18 protein-coding genes are annotated in these 19,836 nt (G+C 59.4%); 11 read left to right on the forward strand and 7 right to left on the reverse strand.

What is annotated here, in order from left to right; all coding sequences use genetic code 11:
* Positions 1 to 49 precede the first annotated feature (49 nt).
* Complete coding sequence (gene hisD, locus CXQ93_RS16715) at positions 50 to 1,417, forward strand: histidinol dehydrogenase (protein ID WP_104111557.1); 1,368 nt, start codon at positions 50 to 52, stop codon at positions 1,415 to 1,417.
* Positions 1,418 to 1,521: 104 nt separating this feature from the next.
* A complete protein-coding gene (gene nrdR / locus CXQ93_RS16720; protein WP_104111558.1) occupies positions 1,522 to 2,004 on the forward strand; it encodes a transcriptional regulator NrdR in 483 nt (160 codons plus the stop codon).
* A gap of 98 nt (positions 2,005 to 2,102) precedes the next feature.
* Here the strand turns inward: nrdR and ppgK are convergent, their stop codons facing one another.
* Together ppgK and map are read right to left on the reverse strand one after the other, a co-directional pair.
* Positions 2,103 to 2,897, reverse strand: a complete 795-nt coding sequence (gene ppgK, locus CXQ93_RS16725; RefSeq protein WP_104111559.1) for a polyphosphate--glucose phosphotransferase — start codon at positions 2,895 to 2,897, stop codon at positions 2,103 to 2,105.
* Between the two features lie 72 nt (positions 2,898 to 2,969).
* On the reverse strand, positions 2,970 to 3,848 hold the full coding sequence (map, locus tag CXQ93_RS16730) for a type I methionyl aminopeptidase (RefSeq protein ID WP_104111560.1): 879 nt from the start codon (positions 3,846 to 3,848) through the stop codon (positions 2,970 to 2,972).
* 86 nt (positions 3,849 to 3,934) lie between these two features.
* Between map and CXQ93_RS20425 the strand changes: the two genes are divergently transcribed.
* Positions 3,935 to 4,111, forward strand: coding sequence for an SPOR domain-containing protein (locus CXQ93_RS20425; RefSeq protein WP_146073245.1), 177 nt, complete (start codon positions 3,935 to 3,937; stop codon positions 4,109 to 4,111).
* Positions 4,112 to 4,308: 197 nt separating this feature from the next.
* Here the strand turns inward: CXQ93_RS20425 and panB are convergent, their stop codons facing one another.
* Positions 4,309 to 5,211, reverse strand: coding sequence for a 3-methyl-2-oxobutanoate hydroxymethyltransferase (panB, locus tag CXQ93_RS16735; RefSeq protein WP_104111561.1), 903 nt, complete (start codon positions 5,209 to 5,211; stop codon positions 4,309 to 4,311).
* 156 nt (positions 5,212 to 5,367) lie between these two features.
* Here panB and glnA (CXQ93_RS16740) point away from each other — a divergent pair, with 156 nt between their 5' ends.
* The 7 genes from glnA (CXQ93_RS16740) (at position 5,368) to CXQ93_RS16770 (ending at position 14,318) form a co-directional block, all read left to right on the forward strand.
* Positions 5,368 to 6,714 (forward strand): type I glutamate--ammonia ligase, encoded by a 1,347-nt coding sequence (gene glnA, locus CXQ93_RS16740; protein ID WP_062293705.1) that lies wholly within the window; start codon positions 5,368 to 5,370, stop codon positions 6,712 to 6,714.
* 9 nt (positions 6,715 to 6,723) lie between these two features.
* On the forward strand, positions 6,724 to 9,831 hold the full coding sequence (locus CXQ93_RS16745) for a bifunctional [glutamine synthetase] adenylyltransferase/[glutamine synthetase]-adenylyl-L-tyrosine phosphorylase (protein WP_104111562.1): 3,108 nt from the start codon (positions 6,724 to 6,726) through the stop codon (positions 9,829 to 9,831).
* A gap of 185 nt (positions 9,832 to 10,016) precedes the next feature.
* Positions 10,017 to 11,522 carry an amino acid ABC transporter substrate-binding protein/permease gene (locus tag CXQ93_RS16750; protein WP_218713901.1) on the forward strand — a complete coding sequence of 502 codons (1,506 nt, stop codon included), beginning with the start codon at positions 10,017 to 10,019 and terminating at the stop codon, positions 11,520 to 11,522.
* Positions 11,519 to 12,274, forward strand: a complete 756-nt coding sequence (locus tag CXQ93_RS16755) for an amino acid ABC transporter ATP-binding protein (protein ID WP_104111563.1) — start codon at positions 11,519 to 11,521, stop codon at positions 12,272 to 12,274. Before CXQ93_RS16750 ends, CXQ93_RS16755 begins: the two co-directional genes overlap by 4 nt.
* Positions 12,275 to 12,401: 127 nt before the next feature.
* Positions 12,402 to 13,307 (forward strand): glutaminase, encoded by a 906-nt coding sequence (locus CXQ93_RS16760; RefSeq protein ID WP_104111583.1) that lies wholly within the window; start codon positions 12,402 to 12,404, stop codon positions 13,305 to 13,307.
* Positions 13,308 to 13,828: 521 nt separating this feature from the next.
* Positions 13,829 to 14,029 carry a transcriptional regulator gene (locus CXQ93_RS21160; RefSeq protein WP_104111584.1) on the forward strand — a complete coding sequence of 67 codons (201 nt, stop codon included), beginning with the start codon at positions 13,829 to 13,831 and terminating at the stop codon, positions 14,027 to 14,029.
* 103 nt (positions 14,030 to 14,132) lie between these two features.
* Entirely contained in the window at positions 14,133 to 14,318 is a 186-nt protein-coding gene (locus tag CXQ93_RS16770; RefSeq protein WP_104111564.1) for a CsbD family protein, read from the forward strand.
* A gap of 463 nt (positions 14,319 to 14,781) precedes the next feature.
* On the opposite strand, the gene CXQ93_RS16775 is transcribed toward CXQ93_RS16770, so the two are convergent.
* Positions 14,782 to 15,483, reverse strand: coding sequence for a potassium channel family protein (locus tag CXQ93_RS16775; protein WP_104111565.1), 702 nt, complete (start codon positions 15,481 to 15,483; stop codon positions 14,782 to 14,784).
* 666 nt (positions 15,484 to 16,149) lie between these two features.
* Entirely contained in the window at positions 16,150 to 17,574 is a 1,425-nt protein-coding gene (glnA, locus tag CXQ93_RS16785) for a type I glutamate--ammonia ligase (protein ID WP_104111566.1), read from the reverse strand.
* 179 nt (positions 17,575 to 17,753) lie between these two features.
* On the opposite strand from glnA (CXQ93_RS16785), the gene CXQ93_RS16790 reads away from it, so the two are divergent.
* Positions 17,754 to 18,191 carry an RDD family protein gene (locus CXQ93_RS16790; RefSeq protein ID WP_104111567.1) on the forward strand — a complete coding sequence of 146 codons (438 nt, stop codon included), beginning with the start codon at positions 17,754 to 17,756 and terminating at the stop codon, positions 18,189 to 18,191.
* A gap of 115 nt (positions 18,192 to 18,306) precedes the next feature.
* On the opposite strand, the gene CXQ93_RS16795 is transcribed toward CXQ93_RS16790, so the two are convergent.
* Together CXQ93_RS16795 and CXQ93_RS16800 are read right to left on the reverse strand one after the other, a co-directional pair.
* On the reverse strand, positions 18,307 to 18,834 hold the full coding sequence (locus CXQ93_RS16795; RefSeq protein WP_146073246.1) for a hypothetical protein: 528 nt from the start codon (positions 18,832 to 18,834) through the stop codon (positions 18,307 to 18,309).
* Between the two features lie 128 nt (positions 18,835 to 18,962).
* A complete protein-coding gene (locus CXQ93_RS16800) occupies positions 18,963 to 19,724 on the reverse strand; it encodes a DUF4191 domain-containing protein (RefSeq protein ID WP_104111569.1) in 762 nt (253 codons plus the stop codon).
* Between the last annotated feature and the right edge of the window lie 112 nt (positions 19,725 to 19,836).

The following is a 19,836-nucleotide window of genomic DNA, read 5'->3' on the forward strand; positions in this document are numbered from 1 at the left end:
TGCCGGGCAACGGGTAAACTTCACTGTTGTGAGCAACCTTGAAACTTCAGTGTCCGGAACCGCCAACAGCCCAGAATCCGCAGTTCGCCTGCGCCGCACGGACCTCCGCGGGCACACCCTGTCCCTGGCCGAGCTCAAAAGTGCTGTTCCCCGCACCGCCTCCGCGACCGTAACCACCGCCGAAGCCGCCGTGCAAACCATCATTGCCGATGTCCGCCGCGACGGCCACGCGGCCTTGGCTGGTCTTGCCCTCAAGTTCGACGGCGTGAGTCAAGAACATCCCCGTGTCCCGGCAGCGGCACTGGCGCAAGCGCTGGCCGAGCTGGACCCCGCCGTGCGTGCGGCGCTGGAAGAATCCATCACCCGGGCCAAAGCCTTTGCCCAAGCGCAGAAGCCGGCAGATGTTGACTATCCCATGGCTGATGGAGCAGTGGTCTCCTCCCACTGGATCCCCGTGCGTCGCGTGGGGCTCTACGTACCTGGTGGTCTCGCCGCATACCCGTCGTCGGTAGTGATGAACGTTGTTCCTGCCCTGGCTGCTGGCGTGGGGTCGGTGGCTTTGGCTTCTCCGCCGCAGAAGGAATTTGGCGGACTCCCTGACCTGACGGTCCTAGCCGCAGCAGCTCTGCTAGGCATTGACGAGGTCTACGCCATGGGTGGCGCCCAAGCCATTGCCGCGTTCGCCTACGGGGTAGCCGCCGGCAGCTCGGAAAACGGTGGGGGAGAAGCTCTTGAACCTGTTGACGTGGTCACTGGCCCGGGCAACATTTTTGTGGCCACCGCCAAGCGCCTGGTCAAGGGTGTTGTGGGTATTGACTCCGAAGCTGGCGCCACGGAAATTGCTGTTCTGGCAGACCACACGGCTAATCCGGTCTTTGTTGCCGCGGACCTCATTAGCCAGGCCGAGCACGATCCCAACGCCGCATCAGTTTTGGTGACCACCTCGCTGGAACTGGCGGACGCCGTCGAGCGTGAATTGGCACAGCAGGTAGCTAAAACTACTCACCGGGAACGCGTAGAGACGGCACTCAGTGGTGTGCAGTCGGGCATTGTGCTGGTGGATGACATCGCCCAGGGCGTGGCAGTGTGCAACGCTTACGCTGCCGAGCACCTCGAGGTGGTGACAGAGAATGCGCCCGGCGTTGCCGCACAAATCACCAGCGCCGGGGCCATTTTCGTGGGCGACTACAGCCCGGTGAGCCTGGGCGATTACTGTGCCGGATCCAACCACGTGCTGCCCACCAGTGGCACAGCCGCCTTCTCCTCTGGCCTGAACGTGACCACGTTCCTGCGCGCCGTGCAGCTGATCAATTACAACAAGGAAGCGCTGGCGCAAGTGGCCGGACACGTCATTACCTTGTCGCGTGCTGAAGGCCTGCCGGCGCACGGAGACGCCGTAGCTGTGCGGTTTCCTTAGGCGCATGTCCGAGAGCGCTGGCGTGTCCGCACGATAATTACGCGATTGTAGTTTGTTTAGTTTAGAACCTAGACTAAAGATGATCTTGATTCGAAGGGGGTTGCATGTATTGTCCGTTTTGCCGTAATCCCGATTCCCGGGTGGTTGATTCAAGGCTTTCAGATGACGGCTCATCCATCCGGCGACGGCGGCAGTGCACCGAGTGCGGCCGCCGATTCAGCACCATAGAAACCGCCAGCCTGTCCGTGAGCAAGCGGTCCGGAGTTGCGGAGCCGTTCAGCCGCAGCAAGGTCATCAGTGGTGTCCGTAAAGCCTGTCAGGGACGTCCCGTCACTGACGATGATCTGGCCAAGCTTGCGCAGGAAGTCGAAGAGTCCATTCGGGCCAGCGGTGCGGCTGAGATTGAGGCCAATGACGTTGGGCTGGCTATTCTGGCGCCTCTTCGACGGCTGGACTTGGTGGCCTATATGCGGTTCGCCAGTGTCTACCAAGCCTTTGAATCGCTTGAAGACTTTGAATCGTCCATTGCCCAGCTGCGCAGCGAGGATCAGCTGCTTTCCGAGGATTCCTCCGCTGCCCAGCAATAGCAGCCGCTAGTGCATAAGCGGGACCTGATTTCACACTAAAGGGTGTGTGCTCCGATCATCACGATTGGAGCACACACCCTTTACTGTTTCGCTGAAGGCTACTTGGTCAGCTTGAAGTGAACGGCCGCCTGCAAGGCGCCGCCCACAATGCCGGCGTTGTTGGCCAGCTCGGCCGGGATAATCTTGGTGCGTAGATCCAGCTGGGGCAGATAGTCTTCGCTGCGCTTGGAAATTCCGCCGCCAACAATGAACAGCTCCGGCGAGAACAAGAATTCCACGTGGGAGAAGTAACGCTGAAGCCGGACTGCGTACTCGTCCCAGCTGATGCCGTCGCGTTCGCGGGCGCTGGCTGAAGCCTTCGTCTCGGCATCGAAGCCGTCGAGTTCCAGGTGGCCCAGTTCTACGTTGGGGATGAGCTTGCCGTTGTAGATGAACGCGGAGCCAATGCCGGTGCCGAGGGTGATGACCAAAACTGTGCCCTTGACGTCCTTGCCGGCACCGTAGCGGGCTTCGGCCAAGCCGGCTGCGTCGGCGTCATTCATGACCTGAACGTCACGGCCCAGTTCGTTCGTGAAGATCTCATCGACGTTGGCATCGATCCAGGACTTGTCCACATTGGCCGCTGAACGGGAGACGCCGTGGGAAACGATGGCCGGGAACGTGATGCCTACGGGTGCGTCTTCGCTGGGGGCGTGCTTGCGGCCGGAGAGCTCATCAACGATCTCCTTGACTACCTTGGCCACCGCCTGCGGGGTGGAGGGGCTGGGTGTCGGGATCCGGAAGCGGTCACCCACAACCTCGCCGGTTTCCAGGTCGACTATGCCGCCCTTGATGCCGGTACCGCCAATGTCAATACCAATGACGGTGGTGCGGGACGGGTGCTTCTTAGTCATGCAGGCTCCAAGGGTAGATGGATTTTCGCGTACAAGTGCCACGGCTGGCGGAGAGGTGGTGACCGGGTAATGCTACGGCAGTGTGAGGACTTCTGCACCTGTGGACGTAACAACCATGGTGTGTTCAAACTGAGCTGTGCGCTTGCGGTCACGAGTGACAACTGTCCAGTCGTCCGCCCACATGTCCCAATCAATGGTTCCCAAGGCCAGCATGGGTTCGATGGTGAAGACCATGCCCTCTTCCATCACAGTGTTGTACGCCGGTGCTGCGTCATAATGCGGAATAATCAGGCCGGTGTGGAAGGCCTCGCCCACGCCGTGGCCGGTGAAGTCCCGCACCACTCCGTACCCAAAACGCTTGGCGTAGGAGGCGATGGTGCGGCCAATGACGTTGATTTCCCGGCCCGGAGCAACGGCGCGGATAGCGCGGTTCAAGGACTCTTGGGTGCGTTCCACCAGCAGGCGTGACTCTTCATCAACGTCGCCCACAGTGAACGTCCAGTTGGTGTCGCCGTGGACGCCGTTCTTGAAAGCCGTGATGTCAATGTTGATGATGTCCCCGTCCTCCACCACCGTAGTGTCCGGGATGCCGTGGCAAATTACCTCGTTGAGGGAGGAGCACAGTGACTTGGGGAATCCGCGGTATCCCAGCGTTGACGGGTATGCCTTGTGGTCCAAGAGGAACTCGTGGCCTATGCGGTCCAGGGCGTCAGTGGTGACACCGGGGAGAATGTGTTTGCCAACCTCCACAATGGCCTGCGCGGCAATCTTGCTCGAGATGCGGATCTTTTCCAGCGTCTCTGCGTCCTTGACTTCCGAGCCCTTGAATGGTGCGGGACCGGCCTTGCCCACGTATTCGGGGCGAGGTATGGAGAAGGGGACTGCCAGTTCGGGGCTGATAGTGCCGGGGACCAATTTGCCAAGGGGTGCTGAGGTTGCTGTTGAAGACATGCCATCATCCTATAAGTTTTTGCCCGCCAGAAAGTCCTATGATGGCAGCAGTTAGAAGCGTTCAGTTACGAAAGTTGGAGACCATCATGTCGCAGTATTGGTACAACGTAGAAACCCACGCCGTGGAAAAGGACGCTCAGTCGGGTTGGAAGTCCTTGATTGGACCGTATGAAAGTGCCGCCGAAGCCGAGCGGGCTCTAGCGAAGGTCCAGGAACGCAATGCAGCGGCGGATGCCCTCGATGAAGAGTCCGACGACGACTAACTCACCTCGTGTGGCTGCTGCACACCGCCCGCTTGACTGGTGTACTCAGATTAACCACTTTGTTTATACGCACGCCACGCCCGGGCGAGTTGCGGTGCTCTCATACTGCCGCAACTCGGAAGGGATCCGTTGCGTATAAACAAAGTGCAGTTTGCTTATACGCAACTACACGTCGGTGTGGTGCGTATAAACCTCGGTTAGAACGTGTGCTCGGGGCCTGGGAAGACGCCGGTGCGGACTTCGTCACCAAATTCACGTGCCGCGTCTGCCAGCACTGTGCGCATCTGGGCGTACTGCTTGACGAACTTGGCCATCTTGCCGGTACGCAAGCCGGCCATGTCCTGCCATACCAGTACCTGCCCGGTGGTGGAGTTGCCTGCGCCGATGCCCACGGTGGGCACAGTCACGGCGGCGTCCACAGCGGAAGCGGTGTCGGCGGGGACCATTTCCATCAACACACAGAACGCGCCCGCCTCAGCCAGGGCCACGGCGTCGTCAATCATGATCTGGGCCATCTCGCCGCGGCCCTGAACCCGATAGCCGCCCAGCATGTGTTCGCTCTGCGGGGTGAAGCCAATGTGCGCCATGACCGGCACGCCAGCCTGCGTCAGCGCACGGACGGTGGGGGCGTAGTAGGCGCCGCCTTCCATCTTGACGGCGTGGACCAGGCCCTCCTTCATGAGACGAACCGAGGAGGCGATGGCTTGCGCGGGTGACTGCTCATAACTACCGAAGGGCAGATCGGCCACCACTAAAGCACGCTTGGCTCCGGCCGTCACGGCGCGGGAGAAGATGATCATCTCATCGAGGGTGATGGGCAGCGAGGTCTCGTTGCCCAGGACGTTGTTGGAGGCCGAATCGCCCACGAGCAACACTTCAATGCCCGCTTCATCAAAAATTTGTGCCGTGTACTGGTCATAAGCCGTCAGCATGGCGAATTTCTTCCCCGCCGCTTTGGCTGCCAGCAGGTGGTGGGTGCGTACCTTGGCTGCGGTGGCAGGAATGCCGCCGGGCGTTCCAGTTCGGCCGGCCGCGCCAGCACCGTAGGGAGCCGCCAGCTCGGCGGACGCGGTTGAGTCAGGGGTGCTTGTGGGTGACATGTTCCCAGCTTATTACGATTCCCCGCGTGGATTGGGCATCGGGCGCCACACTAGTTAGTAGAGTAATGACTGCAGGCAACCCACCTGCCACAAACCAGCCCGCCACCTGCCCGCAAATGGAGCCAGATGGTGGTGACCGAAGGAAGAGGCCCGTACGTGAACCGTCAACAGGAGTTTGTGCTGCGCACCATTGAGGAGCGCGATGTTCGGTTTGTTCGCCTGTGGTTTACCGACGTTGTAGGCAGCCTGAAATCTGTGGCACTGGCCCCGGCCGAAGTTGAAGGCGCCTTTGAAGAGGGGCTGGGCTTCGATGGTTCGGCCATTGAAGGATTGGCTCGGGTTTTCGAATCGGACATGTTGGCTCAGCCGGACCCGTCCACCTTCCAGATCCTGCCCTGGCGCGGAAATGGCAAGACGGAGCAGACCTCACGCATGTTCTGCGACGTGTTGACTCCCGACGGCGAGCCCTCCGCAGCCGATCCGCGCAACGTCTTGAAGCGTGTTCTGGCCAAGGCGGCAGACATGGGCTTCACCTGCTACACGCACCCTGAAATTGAGTTCTACCTGCTGAAATCCGACCGCCCCGGACCTGATGGCATCCCCGTACCCGTGGACCAGGCCGGCTACTTTGACCACGTGCCCGGTGGTGTTGCCCAGGACTTCCGCCGCACCGCTGTGACCATGCTCGAGGACGTTGGCATCTCCGTCGAGTTCAGTCACCACGAAGGTGGCCCCGGGCAGAACGAAATTGATTTGCGCTACGCCGATGCACTGGCGACAGCCGATAACATCATGACGTTCCGCACAGTGATCCGCGAGGTCGCCATCCAGCAGGGCACGTACGCGACGTTTATGCCCAAGCCGTTCTCGGACCACCCCGGCTCTGGCATGCATACCCACTTCTCGCTGTTTGAGGGCGACAGTAACGCCTTCTACGATCCGAGCGCCGAATTCCAGCTCTCAACAACTGCGCGCCAGTTTATGGCCGGAATCCTCAAGCACGCCCCGGAGTTCACGGCAGTGACCAACCAGTTCGTGAATTCTTACAAGCGTCTTTGGGGCGGGGGAGAGGCTCCCAGCTACCTGTCCTGGGGCCACAATAACCGTTCAGCGCTGATGCGCGTGCCGCTCTACAAGCCGGGCAAGGGTCAAGCCGCTCGCCTGGAATACCGCGGGATCGATTCCGCTGCCAACCCGTACCTGGCCTACGCCGTGTTGCTCGGTGCCGGGCTCAAGGGCATTGAAGAAGGCTACGAGCTTCCCGCCGCAGCCGTGGAAGACATCAGCACTTTGACCAGTGCAGAACGCCGCCTCATGGGACATGATCCGCTGCCCTCGAGCCTCCATGATGCTGTGCGCCAGATGGAGGAATCTGAGCTCATGCCTGAGATTTTGGGCGAGCAGGTGTTTGAGAACTTCTTGCGCAACAAGCGTGCCGAATGGCAGGAGTACCGTCTCCAGGTCACCCCCTACGAGATCAACCGCTACCTCGGGGTGCTCTAAGCCACTGCTATGAGCTCCCTGACGCGCACCCTGATATCCCGTGGCTTCTCCGATCTGAAAACCTGTGAGCGGTTCCTCGGATTCACCGAACTCGCAGACCTTGACCAGGCGGAGCTACTCGATGCGTTGGCCGTGGCCGACAATCCGGATATGGCCCTGCAATCGCTGGTCCGGCTACTCAGTGCCGTACCAGCCAGCCGCGAGCTGTTGAGCGTCACGGATCCAGTCTCTGGGGCCACGGTTTCCAATGTGTCCCTGTTTAGGCTTTTGGGAGCCTCGGAGGCATTGGCGGAATTCCTCATGCGCCATCCGGAACATCTTGACGTGGTGGACCCGTCCGCCAGCTCCAGCCCAGACGCTGCAGACGGAGCCGCACTGCGGGCCTCGTTGCTGGAGGCAGTCGGGGCGGATCCGACGTCGGGGCGTCCCGTTGCGCAGCTGTCCGGAACGCAGGCTCGCATCGCCTTGCGCACCAAATACCGCAGGCACCTGTGTGAGCTGGCGTTGCGAGACCTAGCAGCACCGTCTCCTTTGGAGGCAATGCCAAAGGTGGGGGCTGAGCTGGCAGATTTGGCGGCGGCTGCGCTCGAGGCGGCCTTGGCCGTGGCTCGGACCGAAGTGGGCGCAACCATGGGAGCCGAGAAGGTTGCCGCACTGCGTTTTGCCGTGCTGGGGATGGGCAAGTGTGGCGCGCGGGAACTGAACTATATCTCCGACGTCGACGTCATGTACGTCGTGGCGCTGGATGAACCCCCCGAGGAAGCGGACCCCGACCCCAGCGACAGTGCCAAAGCCGGCACCGGCAGCGACTCCATCGCTCTGGACGAAGGCGAGATGGTCCAGGTCGGCAACGCTCTGGCCAGCGCCATCTCACGCATCATTTATGCCCCAGAACGTGAGCCAGGCCTGTGGGAAGTGGACGCCAATCTGCGCCCGGAAGGCAGGGACGGCCAGCTGGTGCGCACCCTTGATTCCTACATGGCCTACTATCACCGGTGGGCGCAGAGCTGGGAGTTCCAAGCACTTCTCAAGGCCCGTGCCATTGCCGGGGACCGGGAACTGGGCCTGGAATTTGAGGAGGCTGTGTCGCCACTGATTTGGAACTCTTCCGAGCGGGATGGGTTCGTTGAGTCCGTTCAAGCCATGCGTCGACGCGTGACGGCAAGTATTCGTGACGCCGATGCGGAGCGCCAGATCAAGCTGGGCAAGGGTGGGCTGCGTGACGTTGAATTCACTGTCCAGTTGCTGCAATTGGTGCATGGCAAGACTGACTCCAGCATTCGTTTACGGTCCACCACAGAGGCCATTAATGCACTGACCATGGCCGGCTATATTGGCCGCACCGATGCTGCGCTGCTTTTGCGGCACTACACGTACCTGCGTGTGCTTGAGCACCGGATTCAGCTGGTGCAGATGCGCCGCACCCACACCATGCCCACCGCGCCTGAGCAATTGCGCGCCCTGGCCCGAGCGTTAGAGGGGCCCTTGAGCATGAAGCGCCCCAGCGCCGATTCGCTTGAGGCCGACTGGGTGAAGGTCAAGCGTTCCGTGCGCTCTCTACATGAACAAATCTTCTACCGCCCCATTTTGGCCACGGCCGCACACCTGAGCGCCGAGGATGCCGCGTTGACGTCTGACGCCGCCCGTGCGCGCTTGGCTGCCTTGGGTTACCGGGACACGGCCGGAGCTGTGCGTCATATTGAATCCCTCACCGCGGGAGTGAGCCGGCGTGCTGCGCTGCAGCGCCAGCTTTTGCCGGTTCTGCTGGGCTGGCTGGCAGATGGAGTAGACCCCGACGCCGGACTCCTCGCCTTCCGCCGCGTCAGCGAGGCGCTGGGAACCTACCATTGGTACCTTGGCATGCTGCGCGACCACCAAGCCGCGGCCGAGCGCCTGTGTCATTTACTCTCGAGTTCCCGTCTTGTCAGTGACTTGTTGGAGGTCTCGCCCGAGGCAACTGCCTGGCTGGGCAACTCCAAGGAACTGGTGCCATTGAGTTTCGAGGCTCAGTGGACAGAAATCCGCTCCAAACTTGGCCGCCACAGTGAAACAAGTGAGGCCGTGCGGCTGCTGCGATTGTTGCGGCAGCGAGAGATCCTCCGTATTGGGATTGCCGATAGCTCAGGGTTGTTGGATCAGGATCAGGTTTCCGAGGCACTCAGCGATGCCGATAGGGCAGCGGTTCTAGGCGCGCTGATGATCGCCGAGACGTCCGTTTACGCAGGCACAGAGCCGCTAACCAATGTGCTGGTCGTAGCCATGGGGCGCCAAGGCGGACGGGAAATTGGGTACGGCTCCGATGCTGACGTGTTGTTTGTCCATCAGCCGGTTCCCGGCGTGGCGGAGGATCGTGTGGATGCCGCAAACCAGCAGGCCATAGCCATTGTGCAAAAACTGATGTCGCTGCTCACTGCTCCGGTACGCCCTGCTATTCAGGCCGAACGGGTTCTGAGTATCGATGCTGATTTGCGACCCGAAGGTAGAAGTGGGCCGTTGGTTCGTTCGCTGGACGCATATGCGGAATACTATGGCCGCTGGTCATCTGCCTGGGAGGCTCAGGCTCTGCTTCGGGCACGTCCCATGGCTGGTTCGGACAATTTGGCCCGGGACTTTGTGGCCATGGCCGATCCTGTTCGCTACCCCAAGGTGCTTTCCGAAGATGATCAGCGGGAGATCAAGCGGATCAAGGCCCGCATGGAAGGGGAGCGGTTGCCTCGCGGCGCCGACCCCGCCCGGCACGTCAAACTAGGCCGGGGCGGCCTCAGCGACGTCGAGTGGCTGGTCCAATTGTGGCAACTGCAGCACGCCCATGCGCATGAGTCTCTGCGAACCACACAAACACTGCCGGCGCTGGAAGCCGCTCGCGTCATAGGTTTGGTGGACGATGAGGACGCGGCCGTCTTGGAAGCAGCGTGGCGGCTGGCCGGGAAAATCCGCAACGCCAACGTCATGTGGACAGGAAAGAACTCCGATCTTCTCCCGTCAGCCAGAGGCGATCTGGAAGCAGTCGCCCGATGGTGCGGTTACGAACCCGGTAACGCCTCAACCTTTGAGGACGATTATCTGGGTCTGACCCGTAGGGCGCGGGCCGTCTTTGAACGGCTGTACTACGGCTAAATTCGCCATCCCGGGGGCCGTTCATGAGGGCAAATCTGTCCTAGCGGGTCGACGCGACTAGTGTGTTGGGGCAAATACTGATACCGAATCGTGATGCGTCTCGCATGATTGAGCTAAAGGCTGTAACGTCGAGGGGTACTTCATTCGCCCCAACTGGGGCGCGATAACGTTGTGAGGGAAAATTTATGCTCAGGCTTCCGCCTCTACGGCGACGCAGTGGCGGCAAATTTGCCGCCCTCGCCGCCCTTTTTACTGTTGTCTTCATGTTGCTCGGGATGGGTGGCGCCTCAGCGTTGAGCCTGTCCGCCCCGGCATCGCTGAACACCGCAGTGCAGCACGCCGACGTCAAGGGTAAGAAATTTGCCATTGCCACTGACACCACCTTTGCCCCGTTCGAATTCCGTGATGGCAGCGGCAACCTTGTCGGCATCGACATGGATCTGTTGAATGCCATTGCCAAGAATCAGGGCTTCGAAGTGGACATTAAGTCACTGGGCTTTGACGCGGCACTGCAGGCACTGCAGTCCAACCAGGTTGCTGGCGTTATTGCTGGCATGTCCATCACTGACGAACGTAAGAATGTCTTTGATTTCTCGGATCCGTACTTTGACTCCGGCGTGCAGATGGCCGTGGGCAAGAACGACCAGGACATCAAGACTTACGCTGATCTGAAGGGTAAGACCGTCACGGCCAAGCGCGGCAGTGAGGGCGAAACCTTCGCTAACTCCATCAAGGGGGAGTATGGCTTCACAGTCAAGGCCCTCGCTGATTCGGCAACCATGTACGACGACGTCAAGGCCGGCAACTCTGTAGCCGTGTTTGACGATTACCCGGTGCTTGCCTATGGTGTGAGCCAGAACAACGGGCTGAAGATTGTCACCGACAAGGAACAGGGTAGCTCGTACGGTTTTGCCGTGAACAAGGGCCAAAATGCTGACTTGCTGGAAGCCTTCAATACCGGCTTGACCGAGTTGAAGGCTAACGGCCAGTATGACGCCATTCTTGATAAGTACCTGGCCAAGACCGAAGCAACCGAACAGGGCGGATTCTTCCAGCTCGTCAAGGACAGCTTCCCCGCCCTCATGAAGGGTTTGTGGCTGACTATGGTCGCCACCGTCCTTTCCTTGGTCATCGCCTTGGTGATCGGTGTCTTGTTCGGCTTCTTCAAGGTTGCAGAGAGTAAGATTCTGCGCGCCATCGCCACCGTCTACGTATCCATTTTCCGTGGTACCCCGCTGTTGGTCCAGGCGTTCTTCTTCTACTTTGGTCTGCCGCAGATGACAGGACAGCCCATTGATGTGCTCACCGCTGGTGTACTCACCTTGAGCCTTAACGCCGGTGCTTACATGACAGAGATTGTCCGTGGCGGTATCCAGTCAGTGGATCCCGGCCAGCTCGAGGCCAGCCGCAGTCTGGGCCTGGGCTACGTCACCTCCATGCGCCGTGTAGTGGTGCCGCAGGCGGTGAAGATCATGACGCCGTCGTTCATCAATCAGTTCGTCATCACCTTGAAGGACACCTCCTTGCTGGCCGTTATCGGCTTCGCGGAGCTGACGTATCAGGGCCAGCAGATCTACGCGTCCAACTTCCGTACGGGTGAAACGCTGTTGATCGTCGCTGCGCTGTACTTCATCGTGATCTCTATCTTGACCCAGCTTTCCAACGTCCTGGACAGGAAGTTCAACAAATGAGCGAAGCCACAGCAGCTGTGAAAAACGCCAAAATCAGTGTCCGGGATTTGAAGAAATCCTTCGGTTCCAATGAGGTTCTCAAGGGCCTGGACGTTGATATCGCCGAGGGTGAAGTGGTGTGTGTCATTGGGCCCTCAGGCTCCGGTAAATCCACGTTCTTGCGCTGCTTGAACAAGCTTGAGGACATTACCGCAGGCACCGTAACCGTTAACGGTTACGACCTCACCGATGCCAAGGTTGACCTGAACACGGTGCGCCAAAACATTGGCATGGTGTTCCAGCACTTCAACCTTTTCCCACACATGAGCGTCATCCAGAACATCATGATGGCCCCGGTTGAGCTCAAGAAGCTGGACAAGACTGCGGGTCGGGCCAAGGCCATGCAACTGCTCGAGCGCGTGGGGCTGGCCGAGAAAGCTGATGCCCGTCCGGCGTCGCTCTCGGGTGGTCAGAAGCAGCGTGTGGCGATTGCCCGTGCGCTGGCCATGAACCCCGGCATTATGCTCTTCGATGAGGCCACCAGCGCCCTTGACCCGGAAATGGTGGGCGAGGTGCTGCAGGTCATTCGCGACCTCGCCGCCGAGGGTATGACCATGGTGGTTGTCACGCACGAGATGGGCTTCGCTCGCGAAGTTGCCGACCGCGTGATCTTCATGGATGGCGGCTATATTTGTGAAGAAGGCACCCCTGAGGCCATCTTCACGAACGCTCAGCAGCCGCGTCTGCAGGAATTCCTGGCGAAGGTGCTCTAGCACTTTGGTTAAGTGGGGCGGTGGCTGTGAAGCTACCGCCCTTTTTCCTTGAGATCAGATTTTCTTGGCAGTCCAATTTTCTTGAAGTACGACGGCGGCACGCCAGCGGGGAGCGCACGTGAAAGACATGCAGGGGATCCTGGATGAAATTGTGGGGCATGTGGCGCCGTTGTGCCGACAGGGTGAAGTAGCCTCCTACATACCCAGTCTGGGCGAAGTCTCGCCGGACAACTTTGGTATTTGCGTAGCCATGGCTGACGGTGAGCTGTACGGCGCGGGGGACTGGCAGAAGTCCTTCTCTATCCAGAGTATTTCCAAGGTGTTCTCATTGGCGCTGGTCATGTCTTACGACTACGACTCGATCTGGCGACGCGTGTTCAGGGAGCCGTCGGGCACGCCGTTCAACTCCATGATCCAGCTCGAAGCGGACAAGGGCATTCCACGGAACCCGTTCATTAACGCCGGGGCTCTGGTGGTTACCGATAGGCTGCTGACCCTGACAGGGGACGCGGCGGGCGCCATTCGAGGTCTCATGCGTCTGGAGTCCGGCAACCCGACAGTGGACATTGACGCACTCGTGGCCGCCTCAGAAGCCGATCATGGGCACCGCAATGCCTCCCTGGCGCATCTGCTGGCCAGCTACGGGAACCTTGAAAATCCCGTGGAGGACGTGCTGGAGAACTATTTCAAGCAGTGTGCGTTGGCCATGACGTGCGAAGACCTGGCGAAAGCGTCGCTCTTCCTAGCCCGCCACGGTGTTGCTGCTGGTGGCTCCCCGTTCTTGAGTCCCAACCAGAGCAAGCGTGTGAACGCCGTGATGCTTACCTGTGGCACCTACGACGCTGCGGGGGAGTTCGCCTACCGTGTGGGCTTGCCGGGCAAGAGTGGGGTGGGTGGAGGCATTGTCGCCATTGTGCCCGGCCGCTGCTCGATTACTGTGTGGGGCCCCGCGCTGGGTCCCAACGGCAACTCCGTGGCCGGCATCGCTGCACTGGATGAATTCACTGCCCTCACGGGTTGGTCCATCTTCTAGCTCCACTCCACTACCAACGCCGCACCACTTTACGGCCGTTTTACGTGAACGCCGCATCACTTTACGGCGTTGCCGTCGTCGCCGTTGAGGCTTGTGAAATGGGTACTTGCGTACCGCTGCTCACGCTGCCTCCGTTGAAAGGCCTTCCGGAAGCAACGTTAGAGATTCTCCGTGAGGGCATAGCGGGGTTGGAGCTAGCGCTTGGCCAGAAGGCTTCTGTTGGTAACTCTTTCGAAATGGTGTAGCTAGCGTTGGCGGACCCGGCCTGTCACCTCTTCGTCCTCGTGGTCTCATCGGCCGCTGCTCCATTACTGTGTGAGGCTCAGCGCTGGGCCCCAACGGCAATTCCGTGGCAATCATCGGTGCGGTGGAGGAGCTTACCGCTCTCACGGGTTGGTCCATCTTCTAGCCCGCCGTGGGTGCTGGGCGGAGCCTCATGTCACTCGTTGGACTCCCTGAATTGTCAACAATCATTGACCTCCGAATGATGGTCAACTAAAGTTGACATGGGAGGTTTGATTATGGAAACACTGGTGGGAAATACTGAAGGAATGGGCCCCGCGGAAGCCTTGTATGCCGTTGCCGAATGGCGCAAGGAGCTTGCGCGCACAGAGTCGGAGATGGTTGCGAGAGCACGGTCTGCGGGGCTTTCCTGGGAAGCCATTGCGCTGTGTTTGGGAGTCAGTAAGCAGGCGGTGCACAAGAAATACGGGAAACGTTAAGAGGAGCCGGTCCTCATCGTTCATCCCGTTCTCAGGTTACTCTCAGATTAAGTTCGTACCGTGAATAGCGTAACCCGTTGGATTCATATTGAAGGAGGTCCTCATGGGACTCGGAGATAAGATCAGCAACAAGGCACAGGAAATGACCGGCAAGGCCAAGGAAGCTGTTGGCGATGCTGTAAACAACGAAAAACTTCAGGCTGAAGGCGCAGCCGATCAGGCCGCCGCGAAGGCAAAGCAGGCCGGCGAACACGTCAAGGACGCTGCCAACGATGTCTTCGGCAAATAGCGTGTGAACTGAGTATTAAACACTGCGGGGCCGGAACACAATGTTCCGGCCCCGCAGTGTTTAATCAGTGACTTTGCTCGGCCCGCGCCGTCCAGGGCGTGTTCTAGGACTAGGACAGTATGGGGTTACCCAGTCGATCGCATATCGTGTTTAGGGCCACGATTGTTGTAGGCCCGTTTACACCTCGGACCGCAACTGGGGCCAAAGTTGCGCCAGTAGTCTCATGCATGACCGGGACGACTGTGCAGCTCCCGCTCCGGGATCGGCGTGCAGTGTGTTGCGCGACTTCTATGTCCGTTAGATGGCAAACTCTGCATTTGATGCCAAGGTATATGTGACCGCACGCCAGGGACAGTTTCCCCCATTAGTAGCTACCGTCGTCATGTCGGACAACCTTGAGCTGGCAGATGCGAACGCTGCTGGAACTCGTGACCAGGGTCTCTAAATTTGCCTAGTCACCCATTTATTGTGAGCGGCTTAGTTCCTCGCGCAGCGATCCTATCTCAGCCAGTAAGGCCTCCAACTGTTCCGCCGTAACAGCCTGTCCTTTACTGTCCTCGGCTGAGACTTTATCGACAAGCCAGCTTGCCAAGGTGGCGGTTACCGTTCCCAACAAAGCTATGCCGCCAATCATAAGCGCTACTGCGATAACCCTGCCCGTTGCAGTTACTGGGGAAAGATCACCATAGCCGACGGTTGTGATGGTGACGATCGCCCAACACGCTGCGTCTCCGAATGACTGAATATTGGCATTTGGCACGCCCTTCTCAGCGTCGTACATGGCGAGCGCGCCAATGTAGACCAGCAATCCGGACGCTGCCACCACGTAAGTCACTACGCGGCCACGCAGCGCATTCCCGGCTACCCGTTGTAGCACTCCTATCAAAGTGACGAGGCGCAAGAGGCGCAGTGGCCGAAGCATCGGGAGTGCCACGATGGCCAATTCATGCAGGTGCCGGACGAACCAACGGCCACGCTGTTGGGCTAACCAGAGTGAGGCGAGGTAGTCGACTGCAAACAGTCCCCAGGTTACGGTCATGAACCAGCTCGCGATTGCGGCTGGGGCATTAGATGCCAGAACCTGGACCGAATATGCGGCAAGGAAAAGCACAGAAATAGCGATCAGTGGCCATTCGGAAGCCCGCTCCCAACGTTCTAATGTCATTCCGCGATCCTATCGCCACGCTCGGCTAAGCCGCCGCCAAACCCCGTCCACGAAAGTGGGCGGGGCATTCGTGCGCGGCTTGATCTCGCCAGCCGTCCGTCTCCAGTTGATCTTCTGAAGGCTGAAGGCTGAAGGCTGTAGGCTGAAATCGCGAATACGCCGATTAGCATCCTGAGGGAGGTCGCCGTGATTCTCAACCACAACCCGTCCCTGCTCGCATCCGAAATCTTTGACGAAGCCAAACATGGGTGGACGATGTGACCCTACACATTTGAGGTACGGTTCCGCGAAGCCAGAGAGTCCATTGCTGGGTTACCTGAGGGATTTCGCGCCCATGATCCGCATTACTTAGCGTCCCTCTTGATCTCGGAGGGGCTCGATGTGAAGGTTGTCCTGGCGTGGCTGAGGCACGCATCCGCAAAGACCACCTTGGACACCTATAGTCACATGTGGCCAGACAAAGATGAGGCATCGAGGACCGCTGTTGCCGGCGTCCTTGCTGCACGTAGAAAGTCTCTTGGCGGACAGGAGCAGAAGTTGGGCTCATGAGCTTCTGGGTAAAGAAAAAGAAGGGCCGGAACGCAATGTTCCGGCCCTTCTTTTATCTCAAGGTTTTTCTCTTGCGGACTGCTTGCGGACTAAACCGCGTTTAGCCGCCTGTTCTAGCTAGCAGCCGTAGTAGAGCTCGAACTCGTACGGGTTCGGGCGCAGTGAGAGCGGCTTGATCTCGTATTCGCGCTTGTAGTCGATCCAGGTGTCGATCAGGTCCTGGGTGAACACGCCACCGGCCTGGAGGAACTCGTTGTCGTTTTCCAAGGCAATGAGTGCCTCTTCCAGTGACTCGGGAGCCTTGGGGATGTCCTTGGCTTCTTCCGGGGGGAGCTCGTAGAGGTCCTTGTCGATGGGAGCCGGGGGTTCGATCCGGTTCTTGATTCCGTCAAGGCCAGCCATCAGCTGAGCTGAGAAGGCCAGGTACGGGTTGGAGGAAGCATCCGGTGCGCGGAACTCGAGGCGCTTGGCCTTCGGGTTGGAACCGGTGATCGGGATACGGATACCGGCAGAGCGGTTGCCCTGCGAGTAGACCATGTTCACGGGGGCTTCGAAGCCCTTGACCAAGCGGCGGTAGGAGTTCACCGTCGGGTTGGTGAATGCCAACACAGCGGAGGAGTGCTTGAGCAGACCACCGATGTACCAGCGAGCCATGTCAGAGAGGCCTGCGTAGCCCTTCTCATCGTAGAACAGCGGCTCGCCATTGCTCCACAGTGACTGGTGGCAGTGCATGCCTGAACCGTTGTCGCCGAAGACCGGCTTCGGCATGAAGGTGACGGACTTGCCGGCGGCCCATGCGGTGTTCTTGATGACGTACTTGAACTTCTGCAGATCGTCAGCAGAGTGAACAAGGGTATTGAACTTGTAGTTGATTTCAGCCTGACCGGCGGCACCAACTTCGTGGTGAGAGCGCTCAACTTCGAGGCCAGCGGCATCCAGTTCCATGCACATTGCGTCGCGCAGGTCTGCCTGGTGGTCAATCGGGGCAACCGGGAAGTAACCGCCCTTGACGGGGGTCTTGTAACCCAAGTTGCCGCCAACTTCTTCGCGGCCGGTGTTCCAGTTGGCTTCTTCCGAATCGATCTTGTAGAAAGATCCCTGCGGGGAGGATTCGTACTGGACGTTGTCGAAGACGAAGAATTCAGCCTCCGAGCCAAAGAAAGCGGTGTCGGCAATGCCGGTGGACGCCAAGTAGGCTTCGGCTTTTTCGGCTACGCCACGAGGGTCGCGGTGGTACGGATCTCCGGTGCGCGGGTTCACGATTGAGAAGTTCAACGCAAGAGTCTTCTCTTTGCGGAACGTGTCAACGAAGGCGGTGGTGGGGTCCGGGATCAGCTGCATGTCTGATTCGGCAATGCCCTGGAAGCCGCGGATGGAGGAACCATCGAAGAGCTGGCCGTTGACGAAGAAGTCAAGGTCTACAGTCTTGGCGGGCACATTGAAGTGCTGCTGGACGCCGGGCAGGTCAGTGAACCGAATGTCGACGAATTTTACATCTTCGTCCTTGATGAACTGAAGTACTTCTTCCGCGTTCTTGAACATCTACGCTCCTTGGCGCTGGGGGTTTCGGCCGGCTGGGTGCGGCCATCGTGCATGTGCAACTGCTACAAGCGTAGAACAGCGCCATTACTCAACAGTGTCAGAAATGTTTCCGGCATGTTACATACCCTCCGTATCAGCCCCGATGCTCGGGTTCGTCCCGGCGGCGGTAGGCTGGAGGAGTGGTAGATCGTAAAGACATAAGTTCTTGGCTCAGCGGGCCGGACACTTCTAATATATCCAAATTTCCCGGCGAGCGTTTGGGGCAACCCGAATCCGGCCCAGGATCTATGGCCCGAGCAGGGCGGCGCATCCTTGCCATTTGCATTGACTGGGCCCTGTGCTATCTGATTGCCAACGCATTTTTCGACGGCAATCCCAACGCCGTTCTGGCCATTTTCGCGATCGAGCAGATGTTGCTCGTAGGCTTCCTTGGCTACAGTGTGGGGCACCGAATTATGGGCATTGAAGTGGTCAGACTCGACGGTCGCCAGCCCAGCCTGCTCGACGGCGTGATCCGTTCCTTGCTGGTGTGCCTGGTCTTCCCCGTCATCATTGTCGATGCCGATCACCGCGGCCTCCACGACCGGGCTATCAAGTCGATCTTGATTCGCCGCTAAGCCAGCTTCGAGACAGTACTTACCGATGCGGGTGCCGAATGACGGCCCCGCATCTGACTTTAAGCTCTGGCTGGGTGGAGGCTTTGCTGTTAATGTTCGACGGCGGACGGCCCACCTAGGCTGGTGGCGTCTCACCGGCGGGAACTGCGCCCACGGTCATTGCCCAGGTCACGGTGGCTGGGGCTGAGACGCTCACGGAGGTGGTCCCGTGTGAGGTGTAGTCCCGATTCCCCGTGCTGTTCAGCTTTCCGTCCTCGCAGCGAACCATAAAGGATGTGATGCCGGCTTCGGCGTCGCCAGAGGCGCCCGTGACCAGCACTGTCACGGTTCCTGCGCCCTGACAGTTGAGCTGAAAATCGAGGCCGGCCCCGTTGGCATCGAAGCCCCCGCCTGACTGAGCACTACCTCCCGTTGCCGGTGCGGAGGCATAGCTGCCCAGTGTTTCCCCTTGCGTTTCGGGGTGCGGGACGCTTTGCTGCACAGCGGCGGCCGTCTGACTAGGTGCTGCTTCGGCTGCAACGCTGGGCGGATCCGAAAGCTGCGGTGGGCCGGAGGTAGCGGTGCAGCCAGTCAGTCCCAGCGCTAGCACGCTTACGGCGCACACCAGACTGAGGCGGACGGTGTTGCTGCGCATGGTATTCATGAAGCCCCCAATGTGAATTGCCCAATCTTGCAGCGAGCGTAGCACGGCTTCAGCAGTGAGGAGTGGACGCAGAAAGGCCCGGCAGGAATTCCTGCCGGGCCTTTCTGCGTGTTCTCATGTTCTACTGGCTAGCGTCCGCGTCCTGCTTTGCGATCCGGGCGGGCCTTGTAGGGGTCAATGCCCTTGGGGATCGGCAGCTTGTTGCCCATCGAGCTGATGCGCTTGTTGACTGCGCTAACCTCAACCTTGGTCAGCTCCTTGGGGAGCTTACCCAGAGCCTTGGTCACCTTGGCGATGGGAACCTGACCTTCGGCCTTGCCGGTCTCAATCACGGTGATCTTCACGTTCGGCAAAATGCGGCTCAGGCGGCGTCGCTCTGCATCAACCAAACCCTTGATACGGGTGGACGGGCCCTCGGTGACCAGAACGATGCCGGGCTTTCCAATGGCACGGAATACGACATCCTGCGTCCGCGGGTTCACTGAGGCGGGCTGCTCATCAAAGATCCAGCCCTTCTTCAATGAACTCAGCGCGGCCCCGGCAGCACCAGCCTTGCCTTCAATCTGAGAATAAGCGGCACGCTCGGCGCGGCGAGACATGATCAGCAGTGCACACAGCAAGCCCAAAGGAATACCGATCAGCAAACCGGTGATCCAGTTATCGAACAAGAAACCGATGCCGAGGGCGATGGCGATGGGCAGCAAGAATGCGCCAATCATCAGCCAGGTAACCATCGGATCATGCTTACGGGTCATCTTAAAGATGTCCACCATTTGCTTGATGCGGCTGGGCTTCTTGTCCTTTTTCGGCTTCTCAGCCTTGGGCTTGCGCGAGAACAAGGAGCGCTTGGTGTCGTCGGTGCTACTGGATGCGGAGTCTGTTTTGGCCATAGTGATTCAATTCTAGCGGGTTCTGAAGGAATTAGTGTGCGGCGAGGAGGGAGGCGGCTTCTTGGCGGGTGTGGCCGGAATCTTCGATGCCTTCAGCGATGTGAGCGAGGTG

Source organism: Arthrobacter sp. N199823 (assembly GCF_002929705.1).
GTDB lineage: Bacteria > Actinomycetota > Actinomycetes > Actinomycetales > Micrococcaceae > Specibacter.

Coding starts and splice junctions, on each gene's coding strand:
- CXQ93_RS21160 (WP_104111584.1), top strand. CDS start 13,829: ATGGAAACACTGGTGGGAAATACTGAAGGAATGGGCCCCGCGGAAGCC.
- CXQ93_RS16755 (WP_104111563.1), top strand. CDS start 11,519: ATGAGCGAAGCCACAGCAGCTGTGAAAAACGCCAAAATCAGTGTCCGG.
- CXQ93_RS16800 (WP_104111569.1), bottom strand. CDS start 19,724: ATGGCCAAAACAGACTCCGCATCCAGTAGCACCGACGACACCAAGCGC.
- nrdR (WP_104111558.1), top strand. CDS start 1,522: ATGTATTGTCCGTTTTGCCGTAATCCCGATTCCCGGGTGGTTGATTCA.
- CXQ93_RS16775 (WP_104111565.1), bottom strand. CDS start 15,483: ATGACATTAGAACGTTGGGAGCGGGCTTCCGAATGGCCACTGATCGCT.
- CXQ93_RS16750 (WP_218713901.1), top strand. CDS start 10,017: ATGCTCAGGCTTCCGCCTCTACGGCGACGCAGTGGCGGCAAATTTGCC.
- CXQ93_RS20425 (WP_146073245.1), top strand. CDS start 3,935: ATGTCGCAGTATTGGTACAACGTAGAAACCCACGCCGTGGAAAAGGAC.
- ppgK (WP_104111559.1), bottom strand. CDS start 2,897: ATGACTAAGAAGCACCCGTCCCGCACCACCGTCATTGGTATTGACATT.
- map (WP_104111560.1), bottom strand. CDS start 3,848: ATGTCTTCAACAGCAACCTCAGCACCCCTTGGCAAATTGGTCCCCGGC.
- panB (WP_104111561.1), bottom strand. CDS start 5,211: ATGTCACCCACAAGCACCCCTGACTCAACCGCGTCCGCCGAGCTGGCG.
- CXQ93_RS16760 (WP_104111583.1), top strand. CDS start 12,402: ATGCAGGGGATCCTGGATGAAATTGTGGGGCATGTGGCGCCGTTGTGC.
- glnA (WP_104111566.1), bottom strand. CDS start 17,574: ATGTTCAAGAACGCGGAAGAAGTACTTCAGTTCATCAAGGACGAAGAT.
- CXQ93_RS16795 (WP_146073246.1), bottom strand. CDS start 18,834: ATGAATACCATGCGCAGCAACACCGTCCGCCTCAGTCTGGTGTGCGCC.
- CXQ93_RS16770 (WP_104111564.1), top strand. CDS start 14,133: ATGGGACTCGGAGATAAGATCAGCAACAAGGCACAGGAAATGACCGGC.
- CXQ93_RS16745 (WP_104111562.1), top strand. CDS start 6,724: ATGAGCTCCCTGACGCGCACCCTGATATCCCGTGGCTTCTCCGATCTG.